The sequence below is a fragment of the Methylobacterium tarhaniae genome (genome assembly GCF_001043955.1).
GTDB classification, from domain to species: Bacteria; Pseudomonadota; Alphaproteobacteria; order Rhizobiales; family Beijerinckiaceae; genus Methylobacterium; species Methylobacterium tarhaniae.
Map to the genome: position 1 here is coordinate 1 of NZ_LABZ01000087.1, position 25663 is coordinate 25663.

The 25663-nt window shown below is 72.2% G+C and carries 27 protein-coding genes; 17 read left to right on the forward strand and 10 right to left on the reverse strand.

Features of this window, described 5'->3' with window-relative positions; all coding sequences use genetic code 11:
- Together VQ03_RS13235 and VQ03_RS13240 are read right to left on the reverse strand one after the other, a co-directional pair.
- Positions 1 to 787 (reverse strand): cupin domain-containing protein (locus VQ03_RS13235; RefSeq protein ID WP_157064096.1); only part of this gene is annotated, 787 nt, incomplete at its 3' end.
- Positions 788 to 923: 136 nt separating this feature from the next.
- Positions 924 to 1622 carry a spermidine synthase gene (locus VQ03_RS13240; protein WP_048451353.1) on the reverse strand — a complete coding sequence of 233 codons (699 nt, stop codon included), beginning with the start codon at positions 1620 to 1622 and terminating at the stop codon, positions 924 to 926.
- 272 nt (positions 1623 to 1894) lie between these two features.
- On the opposite strand from VQ03_RS13240, the gene VQ03_RS13245 reads away from it, so the two are divergent.
- The 3 genes from VQ03_RS13245 to VQ03_RS13255 all read left to right on the forward strand — a co-directional run bounded on the left by VQ03_RS13245 (position 1895) and on the right by VQ03_RS13255 (position 3781).
- On the forward strand, positions 1895 to 2098 hold the full coding sequence (locus VQ03_RS13245; RefSeq protein WP_048443191.1) for a hypothetical protein: 204 nt from the start codon (positions 1895 to 1897) through the stop codon (positions 2096 to 2098).
- Between the two features lie 460 nt (positions 2099 to 2558).
- The gene (locus VQ03_RS13250) at positions 2559 to 2756 is read left to right on the forward strand and encodes a hypothetical protein (RefSeq protein WP_048451354.1); all 198 of its coding nucleotides are present in this window, start codon (positions 2559 to 2561) and stop codon (positions 2754 to 2756) included.
- A 188-nt stretch (positions 2757 to 2944) separates the two neighbouring features.
- A complete protein-coding gene (locus tag VQ03_RS13255) occupies positions 2945 to 3781 on the forward strand; it encodes an alpha/beta fold hydrolase (RefSeq protein WP_048451355.1) in 837 nt (278 codons plus the stop codon).
- A 64-nt stretch (positions 3782 to 3845) separates the two neighbouring features.
- Here VQ03_RS13255 and VQ03_RS13260 read toward each other — a convergent pair whose 3' ends face one another.
- Positions 3846 to 4787, reverse strand: a complete 942-nt coding sequence (locus tag VQ03_RS13260) for a LysR family transcriptional regulator (protein WP_048451356.1) — start codon at positions 4785 to 4787, stop codon at positions 3846 to 3848.
- A 95-nt stretch (positions 4788 to 4882) separates the two neighbouring features.
- Between VQ03_RS13260 and VQ03_RS13265 the strand changes: the two genes are divergently transcribed.
- A complete protein-coding gene (locus VQ03_RS13265) occupies positions 4883 to 5875 on the forward strand; it encodes an aldo/keto reductase (protein WP_048451357.1) in 993 nt (330 codons plus the stop codon).
- A 299-nt stretch (positions 5876 to 6174) separates the two neighbouring features.
- Positions 6175 to 7098 carry a signal peptidase I gene (gene lepB, locus VQ03_RS30990; RefSeq protein ID WP_053078562.1) on the forward strand — a complete coding sequence of 308 codons (924 nt, stop codon included), beginning with the start codon at positions 6175 to 6177 and terminating at the stop codon, positions 7096 to 7098.
- Positions 7099 to 7107: 9 nt separating this feature from the next.
- Here the strand turns inward: lepB and VQ03_RS13275 are convergent, their stop codons facing one another.
- Positions 7108 to 8271 carry a dimethylmenaquinone methyltransferase gene (locus VQ03_RS13275; protein ID WP_048451358.1) on the reverse strand — a complete coding sequence of 388 codons (1164 nt, stop codon included), beginning with the start codon at positions 8269 to 8271 and terminating at the stop codon, positions 7108 to 7110.
- Between the two features lie 83 nt (positions 8272 to 8354).
- The gene (locus tag VQ03_RS13280) at positions 8355 to 9287 is read right to left on the reverse strand and encodes a LysR family transcriptional regulator (protein WP_048451359.1); all 933 of its coding nucleotides are present in this window, start codon (positions 9285 to 9287) and stop codon (positions 8355 to 8357) included.
- A gap of 99 nt (positions 9288 to 9386) precedes the next feature.
- On the opposite strand from VQ03_RS13280, the gene VQ03_RS13285 reads away from it, so the two are divergent.
- A complete protein-coding gene (locus VQ03_RS13285; protein ID WP_048451376.1) occupies positions 9387 to 9755 on the forward strand; it encodes a hypothetical protein in 369 nt (122 codons plus the stop codon).
- A 138-nt stretch (positions 9756 to 9893) separates the two neighbouring features.
- On the opposite strand, the gene VQ03_RS13290 is transcribed toward VQ03_RS13285, so the two are convergent.
- On the reverse strand, positions 9894 to 11123 hold the full coding sequence (locus VQ03_RS13290; protein ID WP_048451360.1) for a glycosyltransferase family 4 protein: 1230 nt from the start codon (positions 11121 to 11123) through the stop codon (positions 9894 to 9896).
- Positions 11124 to 11275: 152 nt separating this feature from the next.
- Between VQ03_RS13290 and VQ03_RS13295 the strand changes: the two genes are divergently transcribed.
- The 6 genes from VQ03_RS13295 to VQ03_RS13320 all read left to right on the forward strand — a co-directional run bounded on the left by VQ03_RS13295 (position 11276) and on the right by VQ03_RS13320 (position 16781).
- On the forward strand, positions 11276 to 12184 hold the full coding sequence (locus VQ03_RS13295; protein WP_048451361.1) for a LysR family transcriptional regulator: 909 nt from the start codon (positions 11276 to 11278) through the stop codon (positions 12182 to 12184).
- A gap of 116 nt (positions 12185 to 12300) precedes the next feature.
- A complete protein-coding gene (locus VQ03_RS13300; RefSeq protein WP_048451362.1) occupies positions 12301 to 13158 on the forward strand; it encodes a shikimate dehydrogenase in 858 nt (285 codons plus the stop codon).
- A 208-nt stretch (positions 13159 to 13366) separates the two neighbouring features.
- Positions 13367 to 14749, forward strand: a complete 1383-nt coding sequence (locus VQ03_RS13305) for an MFS transporter (RefSeq protein ID WP_048451363.1) — start codon at positions 13367 to 13369, stop codon at positions 14747 to 14749.
- 205 nt (positions 14750 to 14954) lie between these two features.
- Positions 14955 to 15602, forward strand: a complete 648-nt coding sequence (locus VQ03_RS13310; RefSeq protein ID WP_048451364.1) for a Maf-like protein — start codon at positions 14955 to 14957, stop codon at positions 15600 to 15602.
- 15 nt (positions 15603 to 15617) lie between these two features.
- The gene (yacG, locus tag VQ03_RS13315) at positions 15618 to 15809 is read left to right on the forward strand and encodes a DNA gyrase inhibitor YacG (RefSeq protein ID WP_048451365.1); all 192 of its coding nucleotides are present in this window, start codon (positions 15618 to 15620) and stop codon (positions 15807 to 15809) included.
- 87 nt (positions 15810 to 15896) lie between these two features.
- On the forward strand, positions 15897 to 16781 hold the full coding sequence (locus VQ03_RS13320) for an SDR family oxidoreductase (RefSeq protein WP_048451366.1): 885 nt from the start codon (positions 15897 to 15899) through the stop codon (positions 16779 to 16781).
- A gap of 126 nt (positions 16782 to 16907) precedes the next feature.
- Here the strand turns inward: VQ03_RS13320 and VQ03_RS13325 are convergent, their stop codons facing one another.
- Entirely contained in the window at positions 16908 to 17120 is a 213-nt protein-coding gene (locus VQ03_RS13325; RefSeq protein WP_048451367.1) for a hypothetical protein, read from the reverse strand.
- Positions 17121 to 17310: 190 nt separating this feature from the next.
- Here VQ03_RS13325 and VQ03_RS13330 point away from each other — a divergent pair, with 190 nt between their 5' ends.
- A complete protein-coding gene (locus VQ03_RS13330) occupies positions 17311 to 18267 on the forward strand; it encodes a glycine--tRNA ligase subunit alpha (RefSeq protein WP_048451368.1) in 957 nt (318 codons plus the stop codon).
- Positions 18268 to 18354: 87 nt separating this feature from the next.
- A complete protein-coding gene (glyS, locus tag VQ03_RS13335) occupies positions 18355 to 20469 on the forward strand; it encodes a glycine--tRNA ligase subunit beta (RefSeq protein WP_048451369.1) in 2115 nt (704 codons plus the stop codon).
- Between the two features lie 423 nt (positions 20470 to 20892).
- Here the strand turns inward: glyS and VQ03_RS13340 are convergent, their stop codons facing one another.
- A complete protein-coding gene (locus VQ03_RS13340) occupies positions 20893 to 21123 on the reverse strand; it encodes a DUF6894 family protein (RefSeq protein ID WP_053078563.1) in 231 nt (76 codons plus the stop codon).
- A gap of 257 nt (positions 21124 to 21380) precedes the next feature.
- On the opposite strand from VQ03_RS13340, the gene VQ03_RS13345 reads away from it, so the two are divergent.
- The 3 genes from VQ03_RS13345 (at position 21381) to VQ03_RS13350 (ending at position 22633) form a co-directional block, all read left to right on the forward strand.
- Positions 21381 to 21602, forward strand: a complete 222-nt coding sequence (locus VQ03_RS13345; RefSeq protein ID WP_048451370.1) for a hypothetical protein — start codon at positions 21381 to 21383, stop codon at positions 21600 to 21602.
- A 93-nt stretch (positions 21603 to 21695) separates the two neighbouring features.
- The gene (locus VQ03_RS35035; protein WP_280948490.1) at positions 21696 to 21830 is read left to right on the forward strand and encodes a hypothetical protein; all 135 of its coding nucleotides are present in this window, start codon (positions 21696 to 21698) and stop codon (positions 21828 to 21830) included.
- A 245-nt stretch (positions 21831 to 22075) separates the two neighbouring features.
- Positions 22076 to 22633 carry a hypothetical protein gene (locus tag VQ03_RS13350; protein WP_048451371.1) on the forward strand — a complete coding sequence of 186 codons (558 nt, stop codon included), beginning with the start codon at positions 22076 to 22078 and terminating at the stop codon, positions 22631 to 22633.
- Between the two features lie 36 nt (positions 22634 to 22669).
- Here VQ03_RS13350 and VQ03_RS13355 read toward each other — a convergent pair whose 3' ends face one another.
- Both VQ03_RS13355 and VQ03_RS13360 read right to left on the reverse strand, forming a co-directional pair.
- Positions 22670 to 25132: a PBP1A family penicillin-binding protein gene (locus VQ03_RS13355; RefSeq protein WP_048451372.1), complete on the reverse strand. Its 2463-nt coding sequence runs from the start codon at positions 25130 to 25132 to the stop codon at positions 22670 to 22672.
- A gap of 3 nt (positions 25133 to 25135) precedes the next feature.
- Positions 25136 to 25495 (reverse strand): hypothetical protein, encoded by a 360-nt coding sequence (locus VQ03_RS13360; protein ID WP_048451373.1) that lies wholly within the window; start codon positions 25493 to 25495, stop codon positions 25136 to 25138.
- Positions 25496 to 25663: the final 168 nt, after the last annotated feature.

Below are 25663 nucleotides of genomic sequence, written 5' to 3' on the forward strand. Positions count from 1 at the left end.
CGCCCATGGGCGCGAACAGGCGGTAGAGTGCGCTGCGCGAGACGCCGAAGCGGCGGCAGAGATGCTCCACGGTGAGATCGGCGGAGGCGATCTCGGCGTCGATGGCGCTGCGGACGGCGAGGAAGACCGGCGCGGGCACCGGAGGCCGCCCGACCTCGCCGATCGCGGTACGAGCCGCCGCGGACAGGAGGACCGCCGTGGCCTGGGCGGCGACGCGCGCCTCCGCGGGGCTGAAATGGGGGACGTTCGCGCCGAGGGACCGCAGGTGGTCGCTGACCAGCGCCCCGAACGCCGTGGCGCCGGGCAGCACGGTCCCGTGCGCCTCGGCGAGCCCGGCTCCGCCCTCCGGAAACAGGCCGCGCGGGATGATGACGGTGATGGCGCGGTAGTCCGTCGAGTCCAGGGAGAGGGGCTGCGCGAGATCGAGCAGGGCGACGTCTCCGGGGCCCATCGGCGTCTCGTGCCCCGCGCTCCGGATCGTCGCCCGTCCGTCGATCCGGAGTTGCGCCGCGACGTGGTCGACCCCCATCCGTGCGACGAGGCCGCGCGACCGCTCGTTGCGCAGCTCCGAGGCCGCGGTGAGGCCGATGATGGCGTTGCCCAGGTGGTAGACCTCCGACTGGCCGCGGAAATCCGGAGTGTCCTCCTTGCGGATCTCGACGTCCCAGAACGGCGCCACCGCCTCGCGCCACGCAGAGATCGTCCGCGGCCCGAACGTCGAACCTTCCAGGCACAGGTTGGGGCCGCGCAGGGTCATGTCGGGCTCGAAGCTGGAGCGGTCTCCCACCCCCGGCCCGTCAGGCTTGCACGCCGGTCACGCTCGTGCAAATCGATTCGCCGCTATAGGCTTGTTTTCCCATCTGCACGGCGATCCGGTCTCCGTGGAATCCGTTCGGAGGCCGCCCCCGAGGGCGGCCGCGCCGCTAGCGCCGTGCCGAGACCGCGGCCGCCTCGTCGACTCTCTCCCCGATCCAGACCACGTGCCGCCCGCCGCTGCCGGCCGAGCGCACCTTGTGCTCCTCGACCGCGAAGCCGCCGCGCTGCAGGCGGGACTTGAACTTGCGGTCGGGGCTCTCGGACCACACGCCGAGGAGCCCGCCCGGCCGCAGGGCCCGGCGGGCGCGCCCCAGGCCGGCGACGTCGTAGAGCCGGTCGTTCGTCTGCTGCACCAGCCCCTCCGGGCCGTTGTCGACGTCGAGCAGGATGGCGTCGTAGCCGCCCGGGCTCGCGGCGATGAGGTGGTGGACGTCGGTCTCGTGCAGCGTCACCCGGGGATCGTCGAGGCTGCCGGCGAAGAGGTGCGCGAGCGGTCCCCGCGCCCAGGCGGCGACGGCCGGGATCAGCTCGGCGACGACGACCTCGGCGTCGGGCCCGAGCTCCGCGAGGGCGGCCCGCAGGGTGAAGCCCATGCCGAGCCCGCCGATCAGCATCCGCGGCCGCCTCCGCTCGCGCAGCCGCGCGCAGGCGAGGGTGGCCAACGCCCGCTCCGAGCCGCTGCGGCGGCTGTTCATCAGCTCGATCGAGTCGACCACGATCGCGTACTCGTCGCCGCGGCGCATCAGGCGCAGGGAGGCGGTCTCTCCGGGGATGGCGCTGGTGTCGAGGTGCACCCAGGGGATCAAGGGCCGAACTCCATCGGGATCGCAGGGCCGGGGAAGCGGCACCGTCTCGCGATCGGGGACGACGCGGGGACGCGACGGGATCCGGGGCCGCTCCCGCGGCACGGGCCGCGAACTCTCGTGCGCCGATTCCCTGGACCGATCGCTCGCGGCAGGACCGCCGGAACGGTGCCGGCTATCGCACGGGCCGGCATGCCTCGTCGAGCGGCGGAGACGGGATGCGGGCCCGGCGGGACGTTTGTCCTCGGGGGGTGTTTCGTGCCATATACCTGGGGATGAGCGACAACGAATTCTATCCCTTCTCCATCGAGGTGGCCCCGCTGAACAGCCCGAAAGGAAAATTCGGCTGGGCGATCCGCAAGCACGGCAAGCTGCTCGAGCGGTCGGACCGGCCGCACGACAGCGAGGAGCGGGCCTATGCCAGCGCCACTGCGGCCGTGGAGCGCGCCTTCCGCCCGGCCGACCCGCGCCGCCGCTGACGCGCCTGTCCCGACGAAGCAGGGATCGGCCCGTCGCAGGACGGGCGGCGGATCCGAGGCCTGGAGCAAGGTCGGATGGCGATGCCATCGCACGTTGCTCCAGGGAGCGGCACACCCGAACCGCCCCACCTCCGCCGGACGAGCCGTCCCGGCGGGGAGCATCCGGACATCGTGCCGTCGCCGGCCCCTCGTGCCACGGCATGTCGCGGCAGACGGACCATCGCTCTTTGCTACGCCGCGATGCGCATCGGATGTAAACAACAAACCGCATTGTCAGCGCTATCGTTACCGTCCATAGTCGGACACTCGATATGTGGCTGGCTTTCTCGGACCCCGTAGCCCGAATTCACGGGCGGGCCTCCGACACGTCCTCCCTGCATGATCGCGAAATCTGTCCAGCGGCACCGATCGCGGGCAGAGCGCCCCCGGACGGGTCCGCAATCCCGCCGGAGGATCCGCCATGGCCAAGATGTTCATCACCGGCTCGGCCCGCAGCCCGTCGACCGAGGAGTTCAAGGAGCGCGTCGCCCGGCTGGCCGAGATGCCGGCCCACACCGCCTCGCCCGCGAACGCGCGCAAGAACAGGCCCGCGAAACCCGGATTCGCGCAGCAGCCGCTGCGGCGCGCCCCTGAGGGCCCGGCGGAAGAGGAAGGCTAGGCATCGTTCGCCGAAGTGGTCACCGGTTCGGCGGTGAACATGATGCGAGAACACGAATCTCGGCAGCGTTGCGCCGTGCAACTCTGCTGAGGACGCCGGGCCGGCTCCCCTCATCGCCCGTGGCCCTGATATGTTAGATCCTGCCCGCCGGCGCGACGCGAGCCGGCGACCGCGGCAGGAGAGCCCCGATGAGCTTCGTGACCACCGGCGACGGCGTGCAGATCTACTACAAGGACTGGGGCCCGCGCGACGCGCAGGCCCTCGTGTTCCACCACGGCTGGCCGCTGTCGTCCGACGACTGGGACGCGCAGATGCTGTTCTTCGTGCAGAAGGGCTACCGGGTCGTGGCGCATGACCGGCGCGGCCACGGCCGCTCGTCGCAGGTCTCCGAGGGGCACGACATGGACCACTACGCCGCGGATGCGGCGGCGGTCGTGCACCGGCTCGGCCTGACGGGCGCGATCCATATCGGGCATTCGACCGGCGGCGGCGAGGTCGCCCGCTACGTCGCGCGCCACGGCGAGCCGCAGGGGCGGGTCGCCAAGGCGGTGCTCGTCAGCGCCGTGCCGCCCCTGATGCTCAAGACCGAGGCCAATCCGGGCGGACTGCCGATCGAGGTCTTCGACGGCTTTCGCGCCGCTTTGGCCGCCAACCGGGCGCAGTTCTTCCTCGATGTCCCGACCGGGCCGTTCTACGGCTTCAACCGGCCGGGCGCGCAGGCGCTGGAGGGCGTGATCCGCAACTGGTGGCGCCAGGGCATGATGGGCGGCGCGAAGGCGCATCACGACGGGATCAAGGCCTTCTCCGAGACCGACCAGACCGAGGACCTCAAGGCGATCTCGGTGCCGACCCTCGTGCTGCACGGCGAGGACGACCAGATCGTGCCGATCGACGCCAGCGGCCGCCTGTCGGCGACGCTTCTGCGGAACGGCACGCTCAAGACCTATCCGGGCCTGCCGCACGGCATGCTGACGACCCACGCCGACACGCTGAATGCCGACCTCCTCGCCTTCGTGAAGGCCTGATCCCGGCGAGGCGACGGGAGGCCGGGCACCATGCCGGCCCCTGCTGCGGGCGGCCCGGATCCGGTCACGGGCAGGCGGGAGACGAGGCCGCCTGCCCGGATCCGGGCGGCACGAGGCCGCCGGCCTCCCGCACCACGTCGAGGAAGGCCCTCAGCGGCGCCGGGACCTGCCGGCGGCCCGGATAGTAGAGGTGGAAGCCCGGGAAGGGCGGACACCAGGGTGCCAGGAGCCGCACCAGGCGGCCGGCGGCGATGTCGTCGGCGACATAGCCCTCGAAGACGAGGCCGAGGCCGAGGCCGTCGAGGGCGGCGAGGCGGATCAGCTCCTGGTCGCCGAGGATCAGCGGGCCGTCGACCGCGACGGCCGCGGCGACCCCGTCGCGCTCCAGCTCCCAGGGAAACAGGCTCCCGCCCGGGAAGCGCTGGCGCAGACAGGCATGGCCCGTCAGGTCGCCCGGCGCCTGCGGGGTACCGCGGGACGCCAGATAGGCGGGCGCGGCGACGACGGCGAAGCGTTGCGGCCCGCTCAGCGGCACGGCCACCATGTCGAGGGCGAGGCGCTCGCCGAAGCGCACCCCGGCATCGAAGCCCTCGCCGACGATGTCGGTGAGCGCGTCGTCGCTCGCCACCTCGGCCCGGACCTCGGGGTACAGGGTCAGGAAGCGGGCGAGGAGCGGCATCAGCACCAGGCGGCAGGCGCTGCGCGGCGCGTTGAGCCTCAAGGTCCCGGCAGGCCGCGAGGCGGCCGCAATGGCCGCGTCCACGGCGGCGGCGATGGCGTCGAGGGCCGGGGCGAGCCGGAGCAGCAGGGCGGCGCCGGCCTCGGTCGGGGCGACGCTGCGGGTGGTGCGGTTGAGGAGCCGCACGCCCATCCGCTCCTCCAGCCCGCGCAGGGCGTGGCTCAGCGCCGAGGGCGACAGGCCGAGCTCGGCCGCGGCGCGCCGGAAGCTGCGGTGCCGGGCCACCGCCGCGAAGGCCGCGAGGTCGGAGAGGTCGTCGCGGACCATTGGTGAGCCTGGCTCATCGGTTCATGCGGGACGGCACAGCTTATCCGGCGGGCGCCGGAATGCCAGATCGGTGCGGCCCCTTCAGGAGTGCTTCGATGCAACGACGTTCCCTCGGCCGCTCCGGCCTCACCGTCTCCGCCCCCGGCCTCGGCTGCATGGGGTTCTCGGAATTCTACGGCCCGACCGACGAGGCGGCGGCGCCCGCCGCCCTGGAGGCGGCCCTGGCGCTCGGCTACGACTTCCTCGACACCGCCGACATGTACGGGAACGGCCGCAATGAGGAGTTGATCGGCCGCGTGCTGAAGGACCGCCGCGACCGGGTCGTGCTGGCGACGAAGTTCGGCATCGTGCGCCGGGAAGGCTCGAGCGAGCGGCGGATCGACAACAGCCCGGCCTACCTCACCGCCGCCTGCGAGGCCTCGCTGCGCCGCCTCGGCGTCGAGACCGTCGACCTGTATTACTGCCACCGCCGCGACCCGTCGGTGCCGATCCCCGAGATGGTCGGCGCCATGGCCCGCCTCGTCGAGGCCGGCAAGGTGCGGGCGCTCGGCCTGTCGGAGGTCTCGGCCACGACCCTGCGGGCGGCCCATGCGGTCCATCCCATCGCCGCGGTGCAGACCGAGTATTCCCTGTGGAGCCGGGAGCCCGAACAGGGCCTGCTCGACGCCTGCCGCGACCTCGGCGTCGCCCTCGTCGCCTATTCGCCGCTCGGCCGCGGCTTCCTCACCGGGGCGGTCGACGTCGCGGCCCTGGCGCCGGACGACTTCCGCAGGGGCAACCCGCGCTTCCAGGGCGAGGCGCTGGCGCAGAACCGCCGGCTCGCGGAGGCCTTGGGCGATTTCGCGCGCGAGCGCGGCGTCACCGCCGGGCAGGTGGCGCTGGCCTGGCTGATGGCCCGCGCACCCCACGTGATCCCGATTCCGGGCACCCGCCGGCCCGAGCGCCTGGCCGAGAACGCGGCGGCCGCCGACCTCGCCCTGACCCCGGCCGATGTCGCGGCCCTCGACGCGCTGTTCGCCCCGGACGCGGCGGCGGGAGCGCGCTACGCCCCCGGCGGGATGGCGGGGATCGAGAGCGCGGCCGGCTGAGCAGGCTTGCACCGGCACGCCGGCGCTTGATCCGCGCGTCGCGACGGCGGCACGGTCGACGGCCGGTCTCGCCGTGCGGGGCCGGTCGTCGGGATCGGCCCCGCAGGGGGGCGGTCCGCACAGGCTCGACCATGGTTCCGGCCGGTCGCCCTGCGGCGGCGAGCAGACCCTCCGTCGCGCAGGGTGCCTCGGCAACACGGCCCGTTCAGATTCTCTCTCTAAGTGGTTCCCGGTCCGCACACGCCGCGGGCGATCCGGCCGATGCGGCGCCGCGAAGACCCGGGAGATCACCCGATCCGATGACCGACCAGACCTCACCGCGCCCGAGCCGCCTCCGCCGCTGGGGCGGCATGGCCCTGGCCGGCCTGCTCTCCCTGGTGTGTCCCGGGCTCGGCCATATCCGGGCGCGGGCCTGGCCGCTCGGCGTCGCGCTCATGGGCGCGTGGGTCGCCGCCACGGCCGTCATGCTCGGTGTCACCGCCCTGTGGCCGCCGACGCCGCCGGTGGTGACCGCCTGGCTGGCGCTTGTCGCCGCCCTGATCGTGGTCTGGATCGGCGCCGCCATCGATGCGATGCGGCGGGCCCGGTCGTCCTTCAGGCGTCCCCCATCGCCCTGGTGGCGCTCGACCTGGCTCGCGGCCCTCCTGGTCGTCCCGCTTCAGTTCGGGCTGGATTCCGTCATGCCGTTCGGGTGGCGGTCCTTCTCCATCCCCTCCGCGTCGATGAATCCCGGCCTGGTGGTGGGCGACGTGTTCCTCGCCGATGCCCGCCGGGACCGCCCCTTCCCGGCGCGCGGCGACATCGTGATGTTCAAGGCGAGGGACCTGCCCGACACGATCTACGTCAAGCGCGTGGTCGGGCTGCCGGGCGACACCGTCGCGGTGACCGGCGGGGCCCTGGTCCTGAACGGCCGCCCGGTGCCGGTGGAGCCGGACGGGACCGTCACGGTCGGGAACGGGCAGACGGCGCAGGCCTTCATCGAGCGGCCGCCGGGGCGCGACGGCTACCGCATCGCCCGGCTCGACGGGACCTTCTCCCGATCGGACCTGCCGACGACGACGATCCCGCCGGACGCGGTGTTCGTGCTCGGCGACAACCGGGACAGCAGCCTGGACAGCCGCCACGCCGAGATCGGGCCGGTGCGCGCCGAGGACCTCGTCGCGACGGGCGGCACCTTCACCTGGTCGCCGGTGAAGGGCCGCATGCTCACCGCCCTGCGCTGAGCGCCCCCTTCAGCCCTTCCAGTTCTTCAGCGCCGCGAAGGGGCTGTCGGCGGCCGCGCTCTTCGGCGGGTTCAGCACCGGCTCGACCTGGGCGACGGCGTCGGCGAGCGAGAAGGCGGTGCCGCTCGGCAGCTTGCCGCCGGCGGCGTCCTGGTGGCCGCCGCCGCGGAACAGGCGGGCGCCGTCGAGGGCGGTGCCGTCGATCGAGCGGAACGACAGGGTGCCGGCGCGCTGGACGTTGACGAGGCGCTTGGCCCGGCCGCTCGCCATCACCAGGTCGGAGACGCGCTGGAAGGTGCCGGCATCGAGGGCGAAGGACAGGAGCGTGCCGTCCGGGAGCGCGTGGAACAGCGCGTCGGAGCGGGCGAGCGCCCGGGCCATCCGCTGGCGGGTGGTCAGGCTGGCATCGTCGCCGGGCTCGTCGCGCATCAGGTCGTCGACGATCGCGCCGCGGATCGCCGGCACGGCGCGCTCCAGCTCGGCCGGGGTGGCGCCGGTACGCAGCTTGGCGGTCGCTTCGAGCAGCAGGCGGGCCACGAAGGGATCGTGCGCCGGATGCCCGACCGGCACCAGGGTGCCGACATTGTCCCAGAAGATCTCGTCGAGGGCGAAGCCGCCGGGGAAATGCGGATCGTCCTTGCGCCAGAGGTCGAGGGCGTCGACGGAGGCGACGAGCAGCGCCAGGTCCTCGGCCTTCGCCGGGTCGGCCTCGCGGGTGGCGAACAGGGCGCGGTGGGTCGCGACCATCTTGGTCGCGCTGGAATTCTCGTCGACCAGCACGGTGACCGACGGATCGCCGAGGTCGAACCGCGACAGGCGCGGGTTGTCCGGGTCGGCCTTCGGCTCCAGATTCTGACGGCGCATCTGGTCGATCGAGGAGGTGTGGTGGTCGAGCACCACCAGCCGGTGCGGCGCCTCCGGGTCGCGCTTGCGGTTCATGGCGGCGAAGCGGCGCAGGAAGGCGATCGTCGGCTCCTCGATGCCGAGATCGGTGACGAGCACCATCTCGGCCGCCTTGGTTTTCCCCAAGCGCTTCAATTCGTCGTCGACCACGGGACCGACATCGCCGTAGCGCGGCACGTGCACGATCCGGGCGGGCTCGGCATAGGCCGCGACGAGGGTCGCGGCGCCGTAGCCGTCGAGGTCGTGGTGGGTGATCTGGGTCAGGCGCACGTCGAAGGGTCCAGGGTCGGTTCGAGTCGGGAGTGAATCCGGCCAGCATAGCGGCTCGCGCGCCGCTCCGGCAGGGTCGGGCGTCAGGAAATGACCGGCGCCTCGCCCGCCAGGTGCCGCAGCAGGTCGCGCAGCCAGCGATGGGCCGGGTCGTCGTCGTAGGAGGCGTGCCAGAGCATCGCCACCGCCACGTCGTCGAGGGGGACGGGTGCGGGGCTCACCGTCAGCCCGAGGGTCTCGGCGAAGAGGAGCGCCAGGCGGGCATGCATGGTGGTGAGCACCGGCGCGCTGCGCACCAGGAACGGCACCGCCAGGAAGCGCGGCGAGGTCACCGCGAGGGTGCGGCTCAGGCCGAGCTTGGCCAGCGCATCGTCGACCACCCCGTGGGCGGTCTCGCGCAGGCTCGTCAGGACGTGGGGAAAGCGCAGGTAATCGTCGAGGGAGATCGGCGGCGTCAGCCCCACCTGGGCGGCGTTGAACAGGCAGACGTAGCTGTCGCGGTAGAGCAGGCGTTGCTTGTGGTGCATCTGCCCGCGGAACGACAGGTCGATGGCGAGGTCGATCCGGTCGGCATCGATCTCCTGCAGGACATGCGCCCGGTCGACCGAGCGCAGCAGCAGGCTGATCCCCGGTGCCTCTCGCCGCAGATGGGCGAGGAGCCGCGTGCCGAGCAGCACCTCGGTGCTGTCGGGCAGGCTGATCGTGAAGGTGCGCACCACCGTGCGGGGATCGAAGGCCTCGTCCCGGCGCACCAGGACCTGGACCTGGCGCAGCACCGCCCGCAGCGGCTCGGCGAGGGCGAGCGCCCGCGGGGTCGGCCGCATCCCCTCGGGCGCGCGGGTCAGGAGCTCGTCGCCGAAGAGGGTGCGAAGGCGCGCGAGCGCGCTGCTCATCGCCGACTGGCCGATGCCGATCCGCGCCGCCGCCCGGGTCACGCTGCGCTCGGCGAGGAGCGCGTCGAGGGCGACCAGGAGGTTGAGGTCGACCCGGGACAGATCGATGTGATCAATAGCCATTATCGATGCGATCTGTTTGATCCATGCTGCAGCGCAGCGCATATCACGTCCATGAGAGCGGGGCCGCCATCGGATCCCGCCACGGCCAGGACGATGATGATGACCCGGACGACCCTTCGCACGACCTTTCTCGCCGCCGCCGCGACGCTCGCCGCCACGGCCGCCTCCGCCGGGGAGCTCGCCCCGGCCGGGGCGGCCAGCCTCGATCTCGGCTCGCTCGCCGGGGTGGCCTATTATCGGCCCGAGCCCGCGGGCTACCGGGTGGTCGTGACGCTCGCGCCCCGCGCCGCCGCCCCCGCCTCCCGGTTCGAGGCCGTGCTGGCGTCGGGCCAGAGCGTCACGGTCTCGACGCCGCGCCAGGCCGGCGCCGCCCCGCGCGCGGTCACCATCACCCGGACCGGCGACGCCGTCACGGTGACGCCGGTCCGGGTGCGGGAGACCGTCGAGGCGACCGCCTCGATCGATTGAACCTCCGCGGGCGGCCGTCAGGCCGCCCGCGCCGTCGAGGCCGGCAACCACCGTTCGAGCGCCGCGCAGCAGGCCGGGTCGAAGGCGGCGCCGACCTCCTCGCGCATGAGGCCGAGCGCCTCCGGGACCGGCACCGGGTCAGGCGCCGGCCCCGGCGGCGACCACCTCGATCAAGCGCAAGTGTGCCGGCAGGCAGACCCGCTTGAGGTCGTAGGCGAGCGCGGTCTGCCGGGCCGCCGCCCGCAAGGGCGCGACGGCCCCGGGATCGGCCAGCACGCCGACCACCGCCTCGGCGATCTGGGCCGGCGAGAAGAAATCGACCAGGAGCCCGTTCTCGCCCTGGCGGATCACCTCCTCCACCGGCGGGGTCGCGGAGCCGACGATGCAGGCGCCGAGCGCCATCGCCTCCAGCATCGACCAGGACAGGACGAACGGATAGGTCAGGTAGACGTGGGCCGCCGAGACCTGCAACAGGTTGACGTAGTCGCGGTAGGGGATCTTGCCGACGAAGTGGACCCGCGACAGGTCGAGCTCCGCCTTGACCTCGTCGAGGAAGATCTCGCGCCAGGTCCGTCCGGCGGGGGGCCGGGCGCCGTAGCTGGTGTCGCTGCCGCCGACGATCACCGCCCGGGCCTTCGGCCGCCGGCGCAGGATCTCGGGCAGCGCCCGCATGAAGCTGTGATAGCCGCGATAGGGTTCGAGGTTGCGGTTGACGAAGGTGACGACCTCGTCCCCGGGGCCGAGGGACAGGCGGTCGCGGCCGAGCGTGATGCGCGCCTTGGGGTCCGGCCGCAGGAGGTCGGTGTCGATGCCGTCATGGATGACGGCGAGACGGTCGCGGAAGGCGGCCGGGATGCGGCTCGCCTGCCAGGCGGTCGGGCTGACGAGCCGGTCGGAGGCCTCGAAGGCGACGAGCTGGCCGGCATTGCGGGCGCGGGTGCGGAAGGCATGACCCTCCCGGCTCGGGAATTCCGGGTCGAAGCCGGTATCGGCCCCGAACGCGCTGTAGAAGAACTCCGCGAAGGTCAGGAGCCGGGCCTGCGGCCAGACGTCCTTGAGGAAGAGGGTCTCGCCCCAGCCCGAATGCCCGCAGATCACGTCGGGGACGAAGCCTTCGGCCTTCAGCGCCAGCGCCGCCCGCGCCGCCGCCTCGGCCCGCAGGGTCGCGGTCTCGAAATCCGCCGCCAGGGGATGGATCCCGGGATGGGATCGGCCGGCGACCGCGTAGCGGACGTGGCGCACCCCCGGCAGGGCGGGCGCGGGGCCGATGCCGAGCGCCACGACCTCGGTGCCGGGCCGCGCGGCCAGGGCCGGGGCGACGTGGCGGTACTGGCCGGGGAAGTTCTGGTGGACGAAGAGGACGCGCATCGGGTCTCGGATCGGCCCCGGGAGGGCGCGGGCCGGGCGCGCCCCGCCTATAGCACCGCTGCGCCTTTCGGCCGAAAGGGGCCGGGCGGCATTTGCGTCACGGCCGGCGTTTCCGCACATCTGCCCGGACGCTGCGCCCCGGAGGCCACCCCATGCTGACCCTGCGCCAGATCGAGGTCGCCCGCGCCGTGATGGTGACCGGGACCATCGCCGGTGCGGCCAGGCTCCTCAACGTCTCGGCGCCGGGCATCAGCCGGCTGATGAAGTATACCGAGGCCTCGCTGGGCCTCCGCCTGTTCGACCGGCGCGCCGGACGGCTGGTGCCGTCCGATCAGGCGCGCCACGTCTTCGAGCAGATCAACGCCGTCTTCGACAAGGTCGAGGACCTGCGCTGGGTGCTGGAGCGCACGCAAGGGGGCTCGGGGCAGGAACTGCTGATCGGCTCGGTGCCGTCGATCTCGCACGTGATGGTGCCGCGGGCGATCGAGCGGGTGCGCGCGGCCTATCCGCACCTCGTGATCGACATCAACATCCTGAAGCTTGAGGAGGCGATCGACTACCTGCTCCTCGGCAAGGGCGAGGTGGTGGCGATGAGCTACCGCTTGGACCATCCGGCCCTGACCTTCGAGCCGCTGGCCCGCGGCGGGCTGTTCTGCATCGTACCGCTGGATCATCCCCTCGCCGCCCGGACCTCGATCTCGGCCGAGGAGATCGTGCGCCATCCCCTGATCGGCATCGACCCGAACGACCCCTATGGCCGCATCATGTCCGACATCTTCCGCGAGCGCGGGCTGTCCTACGGGATCACGATCCGGGCCCGGTTCGGCTCGACGGTGTGCTCGCTGGTGCGGGCCGGCCTCGGCATCGCGGTGATCGACCAGTTCACCATCGCGCACGACGCCTTCCCGGGCATCCGCGTGCTGCCGATCGACGAGGGGCCGGTCTTCGAGACCTGGATCGCCATGAAGGCCGGGACCGCGTTGAGCATGTTCGCGGCGAGCTTCGTGCGCGTCCTGCGCCAGGAGATGGCGCGGCCGGGGCAGGTGCGCGCCCATCCGTAACATGATGTTACGATCCACGCGCAACTTGGTACTCGGGATGCGGTTGCGACGGCGATAGGGTGCGGTCCAGGGAGAGCTCGCCACGGGCGGGCGCCGACATCAAGGGGCCGCACGCCATGGCTCACGGGCACGCCAGACCCATCCTGCTCGGGCTGATCGGATCGCCGATCGCCCATTCCGCCTCGCCGGCGATGCACGAGGCGGCCGCCGAGGCGGTCGGCCTGCGGGCCCATTACCAGCTCATCGACGTGCCCGGGGCCGATGCCGCGCGCTTGCGCGGCCTGCTGTCGTCCCTCGCCCCGATCGGCTTCTCGGGCGTCAACGTCACCTTTCCGTACAAGGAAACGGTCCTGCCGCTCCTCGATGCGTTGTCGCCGGGGGCGCGCGCCGTCGGGGCCGTCAACACGATCGTGGTGCGCGACGGGCAGCTCACCGGCCACAACACCGACACGACGGGCTTTGCCCGCGCCCTCACCCAGGCCTTCGGGCCCGAGCCCGACGGCCCGGTGGCGCTGATCGGCGCCGGCGGCGTCGGCAAAGCCGTCGCGGTGGCGCTGGCGCGGTTTCCCGGCCTCGAGGTCCGCCTCGTCGATGCCGACCCGGCCAAGGCCGAGGCGGTGGCGGCCTCGCTCGCCGGCCACGCCTCCCTGCGGGTCTGCCGGCGGATCGGGGAGGCGGTCGAGGGTGCGCGCGGCATCGTCAACGGTACGCCGGTCGGGATGCTGCCGGATCGCGGCACGCCCGTACCCCTGGACCTGCTCCGCCCCGGGATGTGGGTCGCCGATGCGGTCTATTCCCCGCTCTGGACCCCGCTGCTGACGGAGGCGGCCCGGATCGGCGCCCGCACCATGACGGGGCGCGAACTCGCCATCCACCAGGCCCTCGACGCCTTCGCGCTGTTCACCGGCCGCGAGGCGCCGGTCTCCGCCATGGCGCGGGCCTTCGACCGCGCCGTGGCGCCGCTCGCCGCCTGACCGCCGGCGTCCGAGCTCGCTGCCGGCGATCGGGCTCGGCCGTGCCCTTGCTTTTCGGTGCCGGATATGGAATTGCGCGCAATCGGCATTGATTGATATTTACTTTACGCCATTCGTTTCACTATACTTTAATAAAAACCAATCTGACCCAATGTCGCCCGAAGCGCGAAGGCGGCAAAGATCCCGTCCAACCATGGAGGAACACCCGATGAGTGCCGTGCCAAGAGATCACACCCACGACCGACAGCAATCCAAGAAGGCCGCCGCGAGCGCCTGGATCGGCTCGGCGCTGGAATATTACGACTTCTTCATCTACGCGACGGCGGCGTCGCTGATCTTCCCGCAGCTGTTCTTCCCGTCCAACAACCCGACCGTGGCGATCGTGGCCTCGCTCGCCACCTACGGCGTCGGCTATGTCAGCCGGCCGATCGGCGCCTTCGTGCTCGGCCATTGGGGCGACACCCACGGCCGCAAGCAGGTGCTCGTCCTGTGCATGTTCCTGATGGGCTTCTCGACCATCGCGGTCGGGCTCCTGCCCACCTACAGCCAGGTCGGCATCCTCGCGCCGATCCTGCTCGTCATCCTGCGCCTGATCCAGGGCTTCGCCGTCGCCGGCGAGATCTCGGGGGCCAGCTCGATGACCATGGAGCACGCGCCGTTCGGCCGTCGCGGCTTCTTCGCCAGCTTCACCCTACAGGGCGTCCAGGCCGGCCAGATCCTCGCCGCCGCGGTGTTCCTGCCGCTCGCCGCCTACATGCCGACGGAGGCGTTCAATTCCTGGGGCTGGCGCATCCCGTTCCTCCTGAGCTTCATCGTCATCATCGTCGGCTACATCATCCGCCGCGAGGTCGACGAGACCCCGGCCTTCGCCGAGGAGGAGAAGCAGGGCGAGGTCGCCCGCGCGCCGATCGTCGAGGCCTTCGCCACCTCCTGGCCCGACATGCTGCGGGTGGTGTGCATGGCGCTGATGAACGTGATCCCGGTCGTCACCACCATCTTCGGCGCGGCCTACGCGGTGCAGGCCGCCTACGGCATCGGCTTCCACAAGGACGTCTACCTGTGGATCCCGGTGCTCGGGAACATCCTGGCCGTCTTCGTGATCCCGGTGGTCGGCAACCTGTCGGACAAGATCGGCCGGCGCCCGCCGATCATCGTCGGGGCGCTGGGCTCAGGGCTCCTGTCCTTCGGCTACCTCTACGCGATCAGCATCGCCAACGTGCCGCTGGCGATCGTGATGTCGCTGCTGATGTGGGGCGTCGTCTACCAGGGCTACAACGCGGTCTTCCCGAGCTTCTATCCCGAGCTGTTCCCGACCCGCACCCGCGTCTCCGCGATGGCGATCTCGCAGAATGTCGGCACCGCCATCACGGCGATGCTGCCGGCCCTGTTCGCCACCGTGGCGCCCCCCGGCTCGACCAACATCCCGCTCACCATCGGCTCGATCGCGCTGGCGATCACCGCGGTGGCGGCGGTCGCGGCCTGGAGCGCCCGGGAGACCTACCGCATCCCGATGAAGGATCTCGGCCAGCCCCGCGCGGTGCCGCTGCCGAAATCGGATTACGAGCGGCTGCGCAACGAGGCGATGGCCTGACGACGACGGCCGGCCTGGGAGCGTCCCGGGCTGGCCATCACGCAAAGGAGCGGGCCGGGCGCGATGGCGTCCGGCCCGTTTCCGTTCCGGCCGGCGGCCCGAGTGCCCCGCGGCACCGCACTCGCAGCGCCGCGACCCCCGATGCTGGATTTCGCCGGCCAGATAGGGCATCGGGCATTGTATCCCCTTCGAGACACGGCGCTTCATGACCGAGACTTCCCCGATCCCGCAGGCCGCGCGCCCGAAGCTCGTCCTCGCCTCGGCCTCGCCCCGGCGCCTCGCGCTGCTCCAGCAGGCGGGGCTGGAGCCGGACGCCCTGCTGCCGGCCGACCTCGACGAGGCGCCGCTGAAATCCGAGAAGCCCCGCGACCTGGTGCGGCGGCTGGCCCGCGCCAAGCTCGACGTGGCGGTGGCGGCGGCCCGCGGCAGCGAGGAGCTGCGCCAGGGCTACGTGGTGGCGGCCGACACCGTCGTGGCGGTGGGCCGGCGCATCCTGCCGAAGGCCGAGGTGACCGACGAGGCGGCGGCCTGCCTGCGGCTGCTCTCCGGCCGCGCCCACCGGGTCTACACGGCGGTCTGCGTCATCGGCCCGAAGGACCGGCCGCGGGAGCGCCTGGTCGAGACACGGGTGCGGTTCAAGCGCCTCTCCGCCCGCGAGATCGACGGCTATCTCGCCAGCGGCGAGTGGCGCGGCAAGGCCGGGGGCTACGCGATCCAGGGGCTCGCCGGCTCCTTCGTGGTCAAGCTCGTCGGCTCCTACAGCGCCGTGGTCGGCCTGCCGCTCTACGAGACGGTCGGGCTGCTCGAAGGCGAGGGCTACCCGGTTCGCGGCGCCTGGCGCGACGCGGCCTGACCGCAGGAGGCGCGCGTGACGACGCCCGACGACACCCCGAAGCCGGCCTGCCCGATCTGCGGCAAGCCGGCCGCCCCGGATTTCAAGCCGTTCTGCTCGAAGCGCTGCGCCGATGTCGACCTGCAGCGCTGGCTGAGCGGGCGCTACGCCATCCCCGGCCGCGAGGAGGATGCCTTCGGCCAGGACGACGGCTCGCGGGAGGAGTGAGGGATACCGGGGGAGGGTTGGGAACGGCCGAGGGCCTCCCCGGTTGACGGCGACCTGCCCCACCGACAGCCGGAGGCCGTCCCCCACATGTCGTCCGATTTCCCGAACCCCCTCACCAAGCATCCGCGCCCTCCCTTCGCGGGCCAGCCGCAGGGCTTCCCCGGCCTGACCGGGCGGATGAAGCCGGAACCCGATCACGGCGAGGCGAGCTACACGGGCTCCGGCAAGCTCACCGGCCGGGCGGCCCTGATCACCGGGGGCGATTCCGGCATCGGGCGGGCGGTCGCCATCGCGTATGCCCGCGAGGGCGCCGACGTCGCGATCTCCTACCTGCCCTCCGAGCAGGGCGACGCCGAGGCCGTGGCGCAGTGGGTCGAGAAGGCCGGGCGCCGCGCCCTGCTGCTGCCGGGCGACCTCAAGGATCGGGCCTATTGCCGCGAGATCGTCGCCCGCACCGTCGAGACGTTCGGCCGCCTCGACGTGGTGGTGAACAACGGCGCCTTCCAGCAGCCGAACCAGGACCTGGCCTCGATCGACGACGAGGTCTTCGAGGACCACTTCCGCACCAACGTGTTCGGGTCGTTCACCGTCACCAAGGCGGCGATGGCGCATCTCAAGCCCGGCGCCTCGGTGATCTTCACCTCGTCGGTGAATTCCAAGCACCCGATGCCGTCGCTGCTCGCCTACAGCGCCACCAAGGGCGCCTTGAGCAACCTGGTCCTGAGCCTGGCGCAGCTGCTGGCCGAGAAGGGCGTGCGGGTCAACGGCGTGCTGCCGGGCCCGATCTGGACGCCGTTCATCCCGTCCGGGATGGAGGAGGATTCCGTCAAGTCCTTTGGCAGCCAGGTGCCGTTCGGCCGCCCGGGCCAGCCGGCGGAACTCGCCTCGGCCTACGTCATGCTGGCCTCCGACGAGAGCAGCTACACGTCGGGGGCGCTGGTGACGGTGGCGGGGGCGATGCCGGTGCTTTAGTCGTCAGGTCGCTTACGCAGTCGCCTCAAGGACACGACTGCCACCACACAGCATCATCCCGGGGCTCGCCGCAGGCGAGAAACCGGGATGACGATGGATGGGTTCGGCTGTGTCGAGACCGATCTCTTACCGCCCGCAGGCCGGCGCCCCGTAGCCCGCATAGACCACCCGCACCGACCGGCAGGCGGGGGCCGGCGCCTCGGCGACGGCCGGCTTCGCCGCCTCGGCGACCGCGGCGGGCTCGCTCTTCGGAGCATCGGAGCCCGCCCGCACCACCAGCGGGGTCGCGACCAGGGACAGGAGCGCAGCGGCAGCGACCAAGGTCAGGCGGTGAGTCACGGACAGTCTCCCCAAGTCTTGCGCCCCGGCGGGCGGCCCATCTTCCGATCTGTACTGTCAACGAGCTTGACCGTTCTCCGGTTCCGGCGCTTCCGCGAGGGCGTGCGGCGGCGCACCCGCGCTTGACTCGGGGGCTGCCGGTTCTAAGGCTCCCCGCCACGAGAACCGCCCGAGCCGAACCCGCGAGACCATGACCGCCACCGACGCCGACCTCCAGCCGACCCGCTCGTTCCAGGGGCTGATCCTGACGCTTCAGCGGTTCTGGGCCGCGCAAGGGTGCGTGATCCTCCAGCCCTACGACATGGAGGTCGGGGCGGGCACGTTCCATCCGGCGACCACTCTGCGGGCGCTCGGACCGAAGCCCTGGAAGGCGGCCTACGTGCAGCCCTCGCGCCGGCCGAAGGACGGGCGCTACGGCGAGAACCCGAACCGGCTGCAACATTATTACCAGTTCCAGGTGATCCTGAAGCCGAACCCGCCGAACCTCCAGGAGCTGTACCTCGATTCGCTGAAGGCGATCGGCGTCGATCTCGGCCTGCACGACATCCGCTTCGTCGAGGACGATTGGGAGAGCCCGACGCTGGGCGCCTGGGGCCTGGGCTGGGAATGCTGGTGCGACGGGATGGAGGTGAGCCAGTTCACCTACTTCCAGCAGGTCGCCGGCTTCGAATGCGCACCCGTCGCCGGCGAGTTGACCTACGGCCTCGAGCGCCTGGCGATGTACGTCCAGGGCGTCGAGAACGTCTACGACCTCAACTTCAACGGCCGCGAGGGCGACGAGAAGGTCACCTACGGCGACGTCTTCCTGCAGGCCGAGCAGGAATATTCGCGCCACAACTTCGAGGCGGCCGACACCGAGATGCTCTTCCGGCAGTTCCGCGACGCCGAGGCCGCCTGCCGCGCCTACCTGAAGGCCGGCGAGCCCGGGGCCAACAGCAACGATCCGCGCCACCGCATGGCGCAGCCGGCCTACGACCAGTGCATCAAGGCCAGCCACGTCTTCAACCTGCTCGACGCGCGCGGGGTGATCTCGGTGACCGAGCGGCAGAGCTACATCCTGCGGGTGCGCGAGCTGGCCAAGGCCTGCGGCGAGGCCTGGCGGCGCACCGATGCCGGCGGCCTGGCAGGCGAGACGCCCGCCGCCTGACATCCGCGCCGTCCGGCGCTACACCGCCCGCCAACTCATCCTTTCTCGATTTCGGGCTCTCCCCAGGGAGAGCCTTGAGGCCGCCCGATGCCCGACCTGCTGCTCGAACTCTTCTCCGAGGAAATCCCCGCCCGCATGCAGCGGCGCGCGGCCGAGGACCTGCGCAAGCTCGTCACCGACGCTCTGGTCGAGCGCGGCTTCCTGTACGAGGGCGCCAAGGCCTTCGCGACGCCCCGCCGCCTCGCCCTCCACGTCGCCGGCCTGCCGCCCCGCGGCCAGGACGTGCGCGAGGAGCGCAAGGGGCCCCGCGTCGGCGCCCCCGAGGGCGCGGTGCAGGGCTTCCTGAAGAGCGCCGGCCTCGCCAGCCTCGACGAGGCCAGGATCGTCTCCGACCCGAAGAAGGGCGAGTTCTACGTCGCGGTGATCGAGCGGCCCGGCCGCGAGACGATTCAAGTCCTGGCCGAGATCCTGCCGGCGATCATCAAGAGCTTCCCCTGGCCGAAATCGATGCGCTGGGGCGCCGCCTCGCGCGAGCCGGGCTCGCTGCGCTGGGTGCGGCCGCTGCACTCGATCGTCGCGAGCTTCGGCCCCGAGACCGAGACGCCCGAGGTGGTGCCCTTCGCCATCGACGGGGTCGAGGTCGGCTTCACCACCCGCGGCCACCGCTTCCTGGCGCCTCAAGCCATCGAGGTGCGCCGTTTCGCCGATTACCTGCCGGCCCTGGAGCGGGCCTTCGTGGTGCTCGACGCGGACCGGCGCAAGGACATCATCCTGCACGATGCCCGCGACCTCGCCTTCGCCCGCGGCCTCGACCTCGTCGAGGACGAGGGCCTGCTGGAGGAGGTGGCGGGCCTCGTCGAGTGGCCGGTGACCCTGATGGGCGCCTTCGACGAGCGCTTCCTGGCGATTCCCCCGGAGGTGATCCGCGCCACGATCCGGGCGAACCAGAAGTGCTTCGTGCTGCGAGGCAGCCCCGGCCCCGACGGGCGCGAGCGCCTCGCCAACGCCTTCATCCTGGTCTCGAACCTGGTGGCCTCCGACGGCGGTGCGGCGATCGTCGCCGGCAACGAGCGGGTGGTGCGCGCCCGCCTGTCTGATGCGGCCTTCTTCTGGGAGACCGACCGCAAGGTGCGGCTGGAGGACCGGCTCCCGAAGCTCGACAGCATCGTGTTCCACGAGAAGCTCGGCACGCAAGGAGCGCGGGTGGAGCGCATCGCCAGCCTCGCCCGGGCGCTGGCGCCGGTGGTCGGGGCCGATGCGGGTCTCGCCGGGCGGGCCGCGCGCCTCGCCAAGGCCGACCTCGTCACCGAGATGGTCGGCGAGTTCCCCGAATTGCAGGGCCTGATGGGCCGCTACTACGCGGCCGAGCAGGGCGAGGACCCGGCGGTCGCCGCCGCGATCGAGGAGCATTACAAGCCGCTCGGCCCCAGCGACCGGGTGCCGTCCGAACCGGTCTCCGTGGCGGTCGCGCTCGCCGACAAGCTCGACACCCTGGTCGGCTTCTGGGCGATCGACGAGAAGCCGACCGGCAGCAAGGATCCGTATGCCCTGCGCCGCGCGGCGCTCGGCGTGATCCGGCTGATCCTGGCCCGCGAGGCGCGGCTCTCCCTGCGGGCGCAGATCGCCGCCGCCGCGTCCGGGCACGGCCAGGGCTCGGATGCCTTCGCGGACGACCTCATCGCCTTCTTCGCCGACCGGCTGAAGGTCTACCTGCGCGACCAGGGCGCGCGCCACGACCTCATCGACGCCGTCTTCGCCCTCCCGGGACAGGACGACATCCTGATGGCGGTGCGCCGCGTCGAGGCTTTGGGCCGCTTCCTCGACACCGAGGACGGCAAGAACCTGCTCGCCGGCTACCGCCGCGCTGCCAACATCCTGCGGATCGAGGAGAAGAAGGACGGCCGCGCCTACGATGCGGCGCCCGATCAGGCCCTGTTGAGCCTGCCCGAGGAAGCGGCGCTGGCGCGGGCCCTCGACCAGGCCGGGGCCGAGGCGGGCCGGGCGGTCGCGGCGGAGGATTTCGAGGGGGCGATGCGGGCCCTCTCGTCCCTGCGCGCGCCCGTGGACGCCTTCTTCGACAAGGTGACGGTGAACGCCGACGATGCCGGCCTGCGCGCCAACCGCCTCGCCCTGCTCCATGCACTCAGGGCGGCGACCCGGGAGGTCGCAGACTTCTCCCGCATCGGCGGCGAGGGCCGCTGAGTCCAGAACCTAACATATGATGCGTTGCACAAGCGCCTCAGCATTTCGACAGGGAACGAGTTAACGACTTTTTCATTGTTTGTGGCCGGAGGGAACAGGTACAACCTGAACCGGATTGATTCTCATCAACAGGACGAGTTCGGCGCCGGGGGCTCCGGCGGAGAGGAGCAGTCCGTGCTGCGGCGCACCATGACATGCTGCAGACGGCCCGCGCTCTCGCGCGGAGCCTCGGACAAGTCGGACCGGGGCCCAAGGCAGGAGGTAGCCACGATGTCGCTCGGCGGTAAGGTCCGACCTAAGGAGCAGGCCGCTCCCCGGAAGCCGGAGGCAACCGCGCCGCATGCGGGGGTCCAGGACGAGAACATGCGCGCGCAGCTGCGCGCCCATGTGCGGCAGGTTCTGTTGCAGGCGGGCTCCCGCGCCTCAGCCGAGGGGAATTGAGCGCACCAGCCGGCCGGCCCCGTCGCGGATCTCGAGCTGCCAGCCCCCTCCGAGGATCGGCAGGTCGCCGGCCGTCCGCATCTCGCCGATGACCGCCCGCGCCTCGGCCTCAGCCTGGTCCGGCGTATCGGCCTCGACGCCCGTCGGATCCTCGATCGCACTTGCGGGGCCGACCAGGTTGAAGAAGTAGCGCTGCGGCATGAGGCTGACCACGGTCGGGGAACGGGACGGGCGAGACTCGCGGCTCGGGCGGCGCCGGTCGGCCCGCGGCCGATCGGTTGAGAGCGGTGCGATCCCTGAACGTTAGCAGCCCGGTTCCGGCCTGGCATGTCAGGGAAAAGGCGAGTGACGGGTAAGCATGAGCGATTCCGCGCCTGCCGCGTTCCTCCGAAGGGAGAGGGCGGCCGCCCCCCTGCTCCCGCCGCCCACCGCGGGTGGCTGATGGATCGAGGCGTGGCGAAGGCAGGCCGATGATGCACCAGGACGCAGCCCGACCGAACCACGACAAGCCCGGGGCCTCGGCCCGCGGAGTGGTGCTCACCCTCCTCGGCGTCGTGATCGGCAGTGCCGGCTACTATGCCTCCTGGCGCTTCCAGACCCCGATCGGCACCCTCGGCGGCATCGCCGGCCTCGCGCTCTGCGTGATCGGCACCAGCCACGGGCATGACGGCGGCACGCCGCATGCCGGGTAGCCGCTGCCCCTGCGGCGAAGTGCGGCTCGGAAGCGGGTGATCCTGCCGGGCACCGCGGGCGTTGGCTCGGGAAGTCCCGAACAGGAGATCCCCATGAGCACCAATTCCCCCGAGCATCGCGTCGGCCACGACGTCGATTCCGTCGATCAGGTCAGCAGCGCCGTGCTGTTCGGCGTCGCTGTCGTCGGTGCGGCCCTGACGGTCGCGATCAACGCCGTCCTAATCTGAGCAGGCCTGGACCGGGCCGCCCGCGTCAGGTTCGGCCCCAACGCCTCTTTTTCGGCTCCCTGGGGGCGCGAGCGGCAACGCTGTCTGTCACGGGGTCGAGAGATGCCGGCGCCGGGGAAGGGGAACCCCCTCCTCCGGCCGAAGTCCCTCCTCCGACCAAGTACCCCCCCTCCGACGAAGTCCCCAGCACAGAGCCGAATCGGCTAGAGCGTCACCGTTCCCCGCCCGCGAGACCGGTGACGACGATGCTGAGAGCCGCCCTCCTGATGACCTGCGCAGCCTGGGCCGGCACGGCCCTGGCGGCCGACGGAACCCGCTTGCCGGGCCGGGCGACGATCGGGCCCGAGAGCCGGGACGTGACGCTGACGTTCCTCTGCACCACGACGCGGTCGCGCAACGAGACGGGCGCCCTGTCGATCGATCTCGACGTCCCGAACTTCGAGGCCCTGGAGAAGCGGTTCGATTTCGGCGCCTTCGAGGGCCCGGAGGGCACCCGCAAGCCGCTGACCGAGATCGCGGTCACGCAGGGCACGCGCCTGTCGGCGGGCGGCCGCATCGTCGATGACGGGCATTTCTCCCTCGGCGTCGCCGCCTCCCTGCGCGGCGACGCGGCGGAACTCCGCAAGCTCAGGACCATCGCCGCCGCCGTGAGCGCCGGCCCGGGAAGCCTGCGCTGGCGCCAGGAGAGCCCGCGCAAGGGCGACACCCCGCTCCTGGTGACGGTGCCGATCTCGGGCGCCGACGCGGATAGGCTGAAGGCGGCGCTGGCCCCCTGCCTGAAGGGCAAGGAGGGACCCAAGTAGCGACCCAAGTCGCGACTGAAGCCGCCACCCAAGTCGCTACCTCCGCCAGATGCCGATCCGGTTGGAGCGGGCCTGCTCCTCGGCGGCGAGCAGGTCCGGCGTAGCGTCGGCGCTGGCGCGGCCACCGCCGTTGAACAGGATCAGCTCGGACAGGTCCTGGCCGTCGAGGGAGCAGCGATAGGCGCCCCCGTCGGCCGGCGCGCAGGCGACGTCGCGCCGGCGCAGGTAGCGGCCGAGCTCGCGGGCGTTGCGGCCGGACAGGCCCTCGACCCCGACCAGCCGCACCGTGCGCCCGTCGAAATCGAGGGTGCCGGTATCGACCACCGCCGGGCTGCCCCGCAGCACGGCCCGGCCCGAGAGATCCCGGCCCGAGGGATCGCGGCTGCGCGGATCGGTTTCCGGCTCGGCGATGCTCGCCGTCTCGGGCCGCGGCCCCGGGGCCGGGCGGGCCGCCTCGGGCTTGCCCGCCTCGGCCTTGCCGGCCTTGGACCGGGCCGCGAGGGCCTGGGCGACGAAGTCGTGCCAGATCAGGGCCGGCAGGTCGCCGCCGGTGACGCCGGCCATCGGCGAGTTGTCGTCGTTGCCGAGCCAGACCCCGACCACGAGGTCGCCGGCAAAGCCGATGAACCAGGCGTCGCGGCTGTCCTGGGTGGTGCCGGTCTTGCCCCCGGCCGGCACCGAGACCCGGGCGTTCTTGCCCGAGCCTTCCCGCACCACGGCGCTCAGGAGGTCGAGCATGGCGGTGCGCGCCGCCTGGTCGCGGGCGGGGGCCGGGGGGGCTTGAGGCCGCGTGTAGAGCGGCTGGTCGCGGGCGAGGATCTGGCGCACGCTGTAGGGCTCGACGCTCTCGGCGCCGGCCGCCACCGCCGCATAGGCGCGGGTCATCTCGAGCAGGGTGGTCTCGGCCGAGCCGAGGGCGAGGCTCGGCAGGTTCGGCAGGTCCGAGGTGACGCCGAGGCCGCGCGCCGTCTCGATCACCGCCGGCATCCCCACCGCCTCGGCGAGCTGCACCGCCACGGTGTTGATCGAGTGCGCGAAGGCGGTGCGCAAGGAGACCGCGCCGCGGTAGCGCCCGCCGTAATTCTCGGGCTCCCACTCGCCGACTTGGGTCGGCCGGTCCATCATCGTGGAATCCGGCCGGTATCCCTCGCGCAGGGCGGTCAGGTAGACGAACAGCTTGAACAGCGAGCCCGGCTGGCGCTTGGCCTGGGTGACGCGGTTGAACTGGCTGTCGGCATAGTCCCGCCCGCCGACCATCGCCAGGATCGCGCCGTCCGTCGACATCGCCACCAGCGCCCCCTGCGAGACCTTGCGCCGCTCGCCGTCCTGGTCGAGGCGGCGGGCGATCACGCTCTCGGCGATGTTCTGGAGCGTCAGGTCGAGGGTGGTGCGCACGGTGGCGTCCGCCGGCCCGGTGCCGATCAGGGTGCGGACCGACTCGGCGACGCTGTCGACGAAGTAGTTGGTGCCGACCGGCGTCTCGGTCGGCACCCGGACGGTGGCGGGGGCGCGCTTGGCCGCATCGGCCTCCTGTTTCGTGATCGCGCCGGTCTCCACCATCGCGTCGAGCACCTGGGCGGCGCGGCCGCGGGCGCCGTCGAGGTTGCGGTGGGGGGCAAGCTGCGAGGGCGCCCGCACCAGGCCCGCCAGCATGGCCGCCTCGCTCAAGGTCAGGTCCTTGGCCGGCTTGCCGAAATAACGCTGCGCCGCGGCGTCGGCGCCGTAGACGCCGGCGCCGAAATAGGCGGCGTTGAGGTAGCGGGTGAGGATCTCGTCCTTCGGCAGCTGCGATTCCAGCCACAGGGCCAGCACCGCCTCCTGCACCTTCCGCTTCAGGGTGCGGTCCTGCGACAGGTAGCTCATGCGCACGAGCTGCTGCGTCAGCGTCGAGCCGCCCTCCCGGGTGCCGCCGGCGGCGGCGTTGCGGAAGGCGGCGCGGAGGAGCCCGCGCAGGTCGATGCCGTGATGCTCGGAGAAGCGCCGATCCTCGATCGCCACGATCGCCTTGGCGAGGGCGGGGGGCACTTCCTTGGGGGAGAGCTTCGCCCCCTTGATGACGCCGCGTGTGGCGAAGGCCTGCCCGTCGGCGGCCCGCACCACGAGGGCGGAGGCGGTGGGCTCGACGGTCAGCCCGCCATTCACCGGCAGGGTCGCGAGCGCGTAGACCGTGTAGGCGAGGACGAGGCCGACCGCGAGCGCCGCGGTGGCCGCCGTCAGCCCCAGCCAGGGCACGCGCCGGGCGAGGGCGGCGGCGCGGCGGGTGGCGGGATGACCGGCGAGGCGGGCGGCTTCCGCCCGCACCCGCGACAGTCCCGATCGGGCGGCCGGACCGATCCGCGCCCGGAACCCGGCGGCGGCGCGGGAGAGCCCCGCGAACCGGCCCTCCGAGGACGCCTTCCGCGACGCTTCCTGCGGGCCGGCCTGGCGGGCCGCCCCCCCAAGATCGAGCCAATCGCGGGGGCGTTCATCCGATCCGTATTCGGGCGGGCGCTCGCTCAAGGGTCAGCGTCCGACCTGGCGCGGCTCGATCCAGCGTGCCGGGCGGGCGGCGGCCGGGCGGCTGAAATGCAGCCGGCGCACGTGACGGTGGCGGCGGTAATGGTGGCGGCCATAGTGACGGCGATGGTGCCAATGGCGCCGGTGGTGCCAGTGCCGGCGGTAATGGCGGCGGTGATGCCAGTGCCGGCGATGCCAGTGGCGCCGGTGCCAGTGCCGGTGGCGGCGCCAGCGCACAGTCTCGACCGTGGACGGCTGGTCGAGGGCGGTGGTGACGGCGGCGCTCGGCATCAGCGGCGAGGCCCCCGCGAGACCACCGAGGCCGGTGAGCAGCAAGAGGGCCAGCAGGAAGGTACGAATGCGCATCGGGGCTCCGGGCAGAGGATCGTCGCAGGGAGGGGATCGTCGCAGGGACTTGGTGCGAGAAATCGACTTGGTGCGAGAAATCGACTTGGCGCGAGGGATCGGCTTGGCGCGAGGGATCGTGGGAGGATCCAGGCGGAGGACGGGACGCGTGGCGACGGCATCGCGATG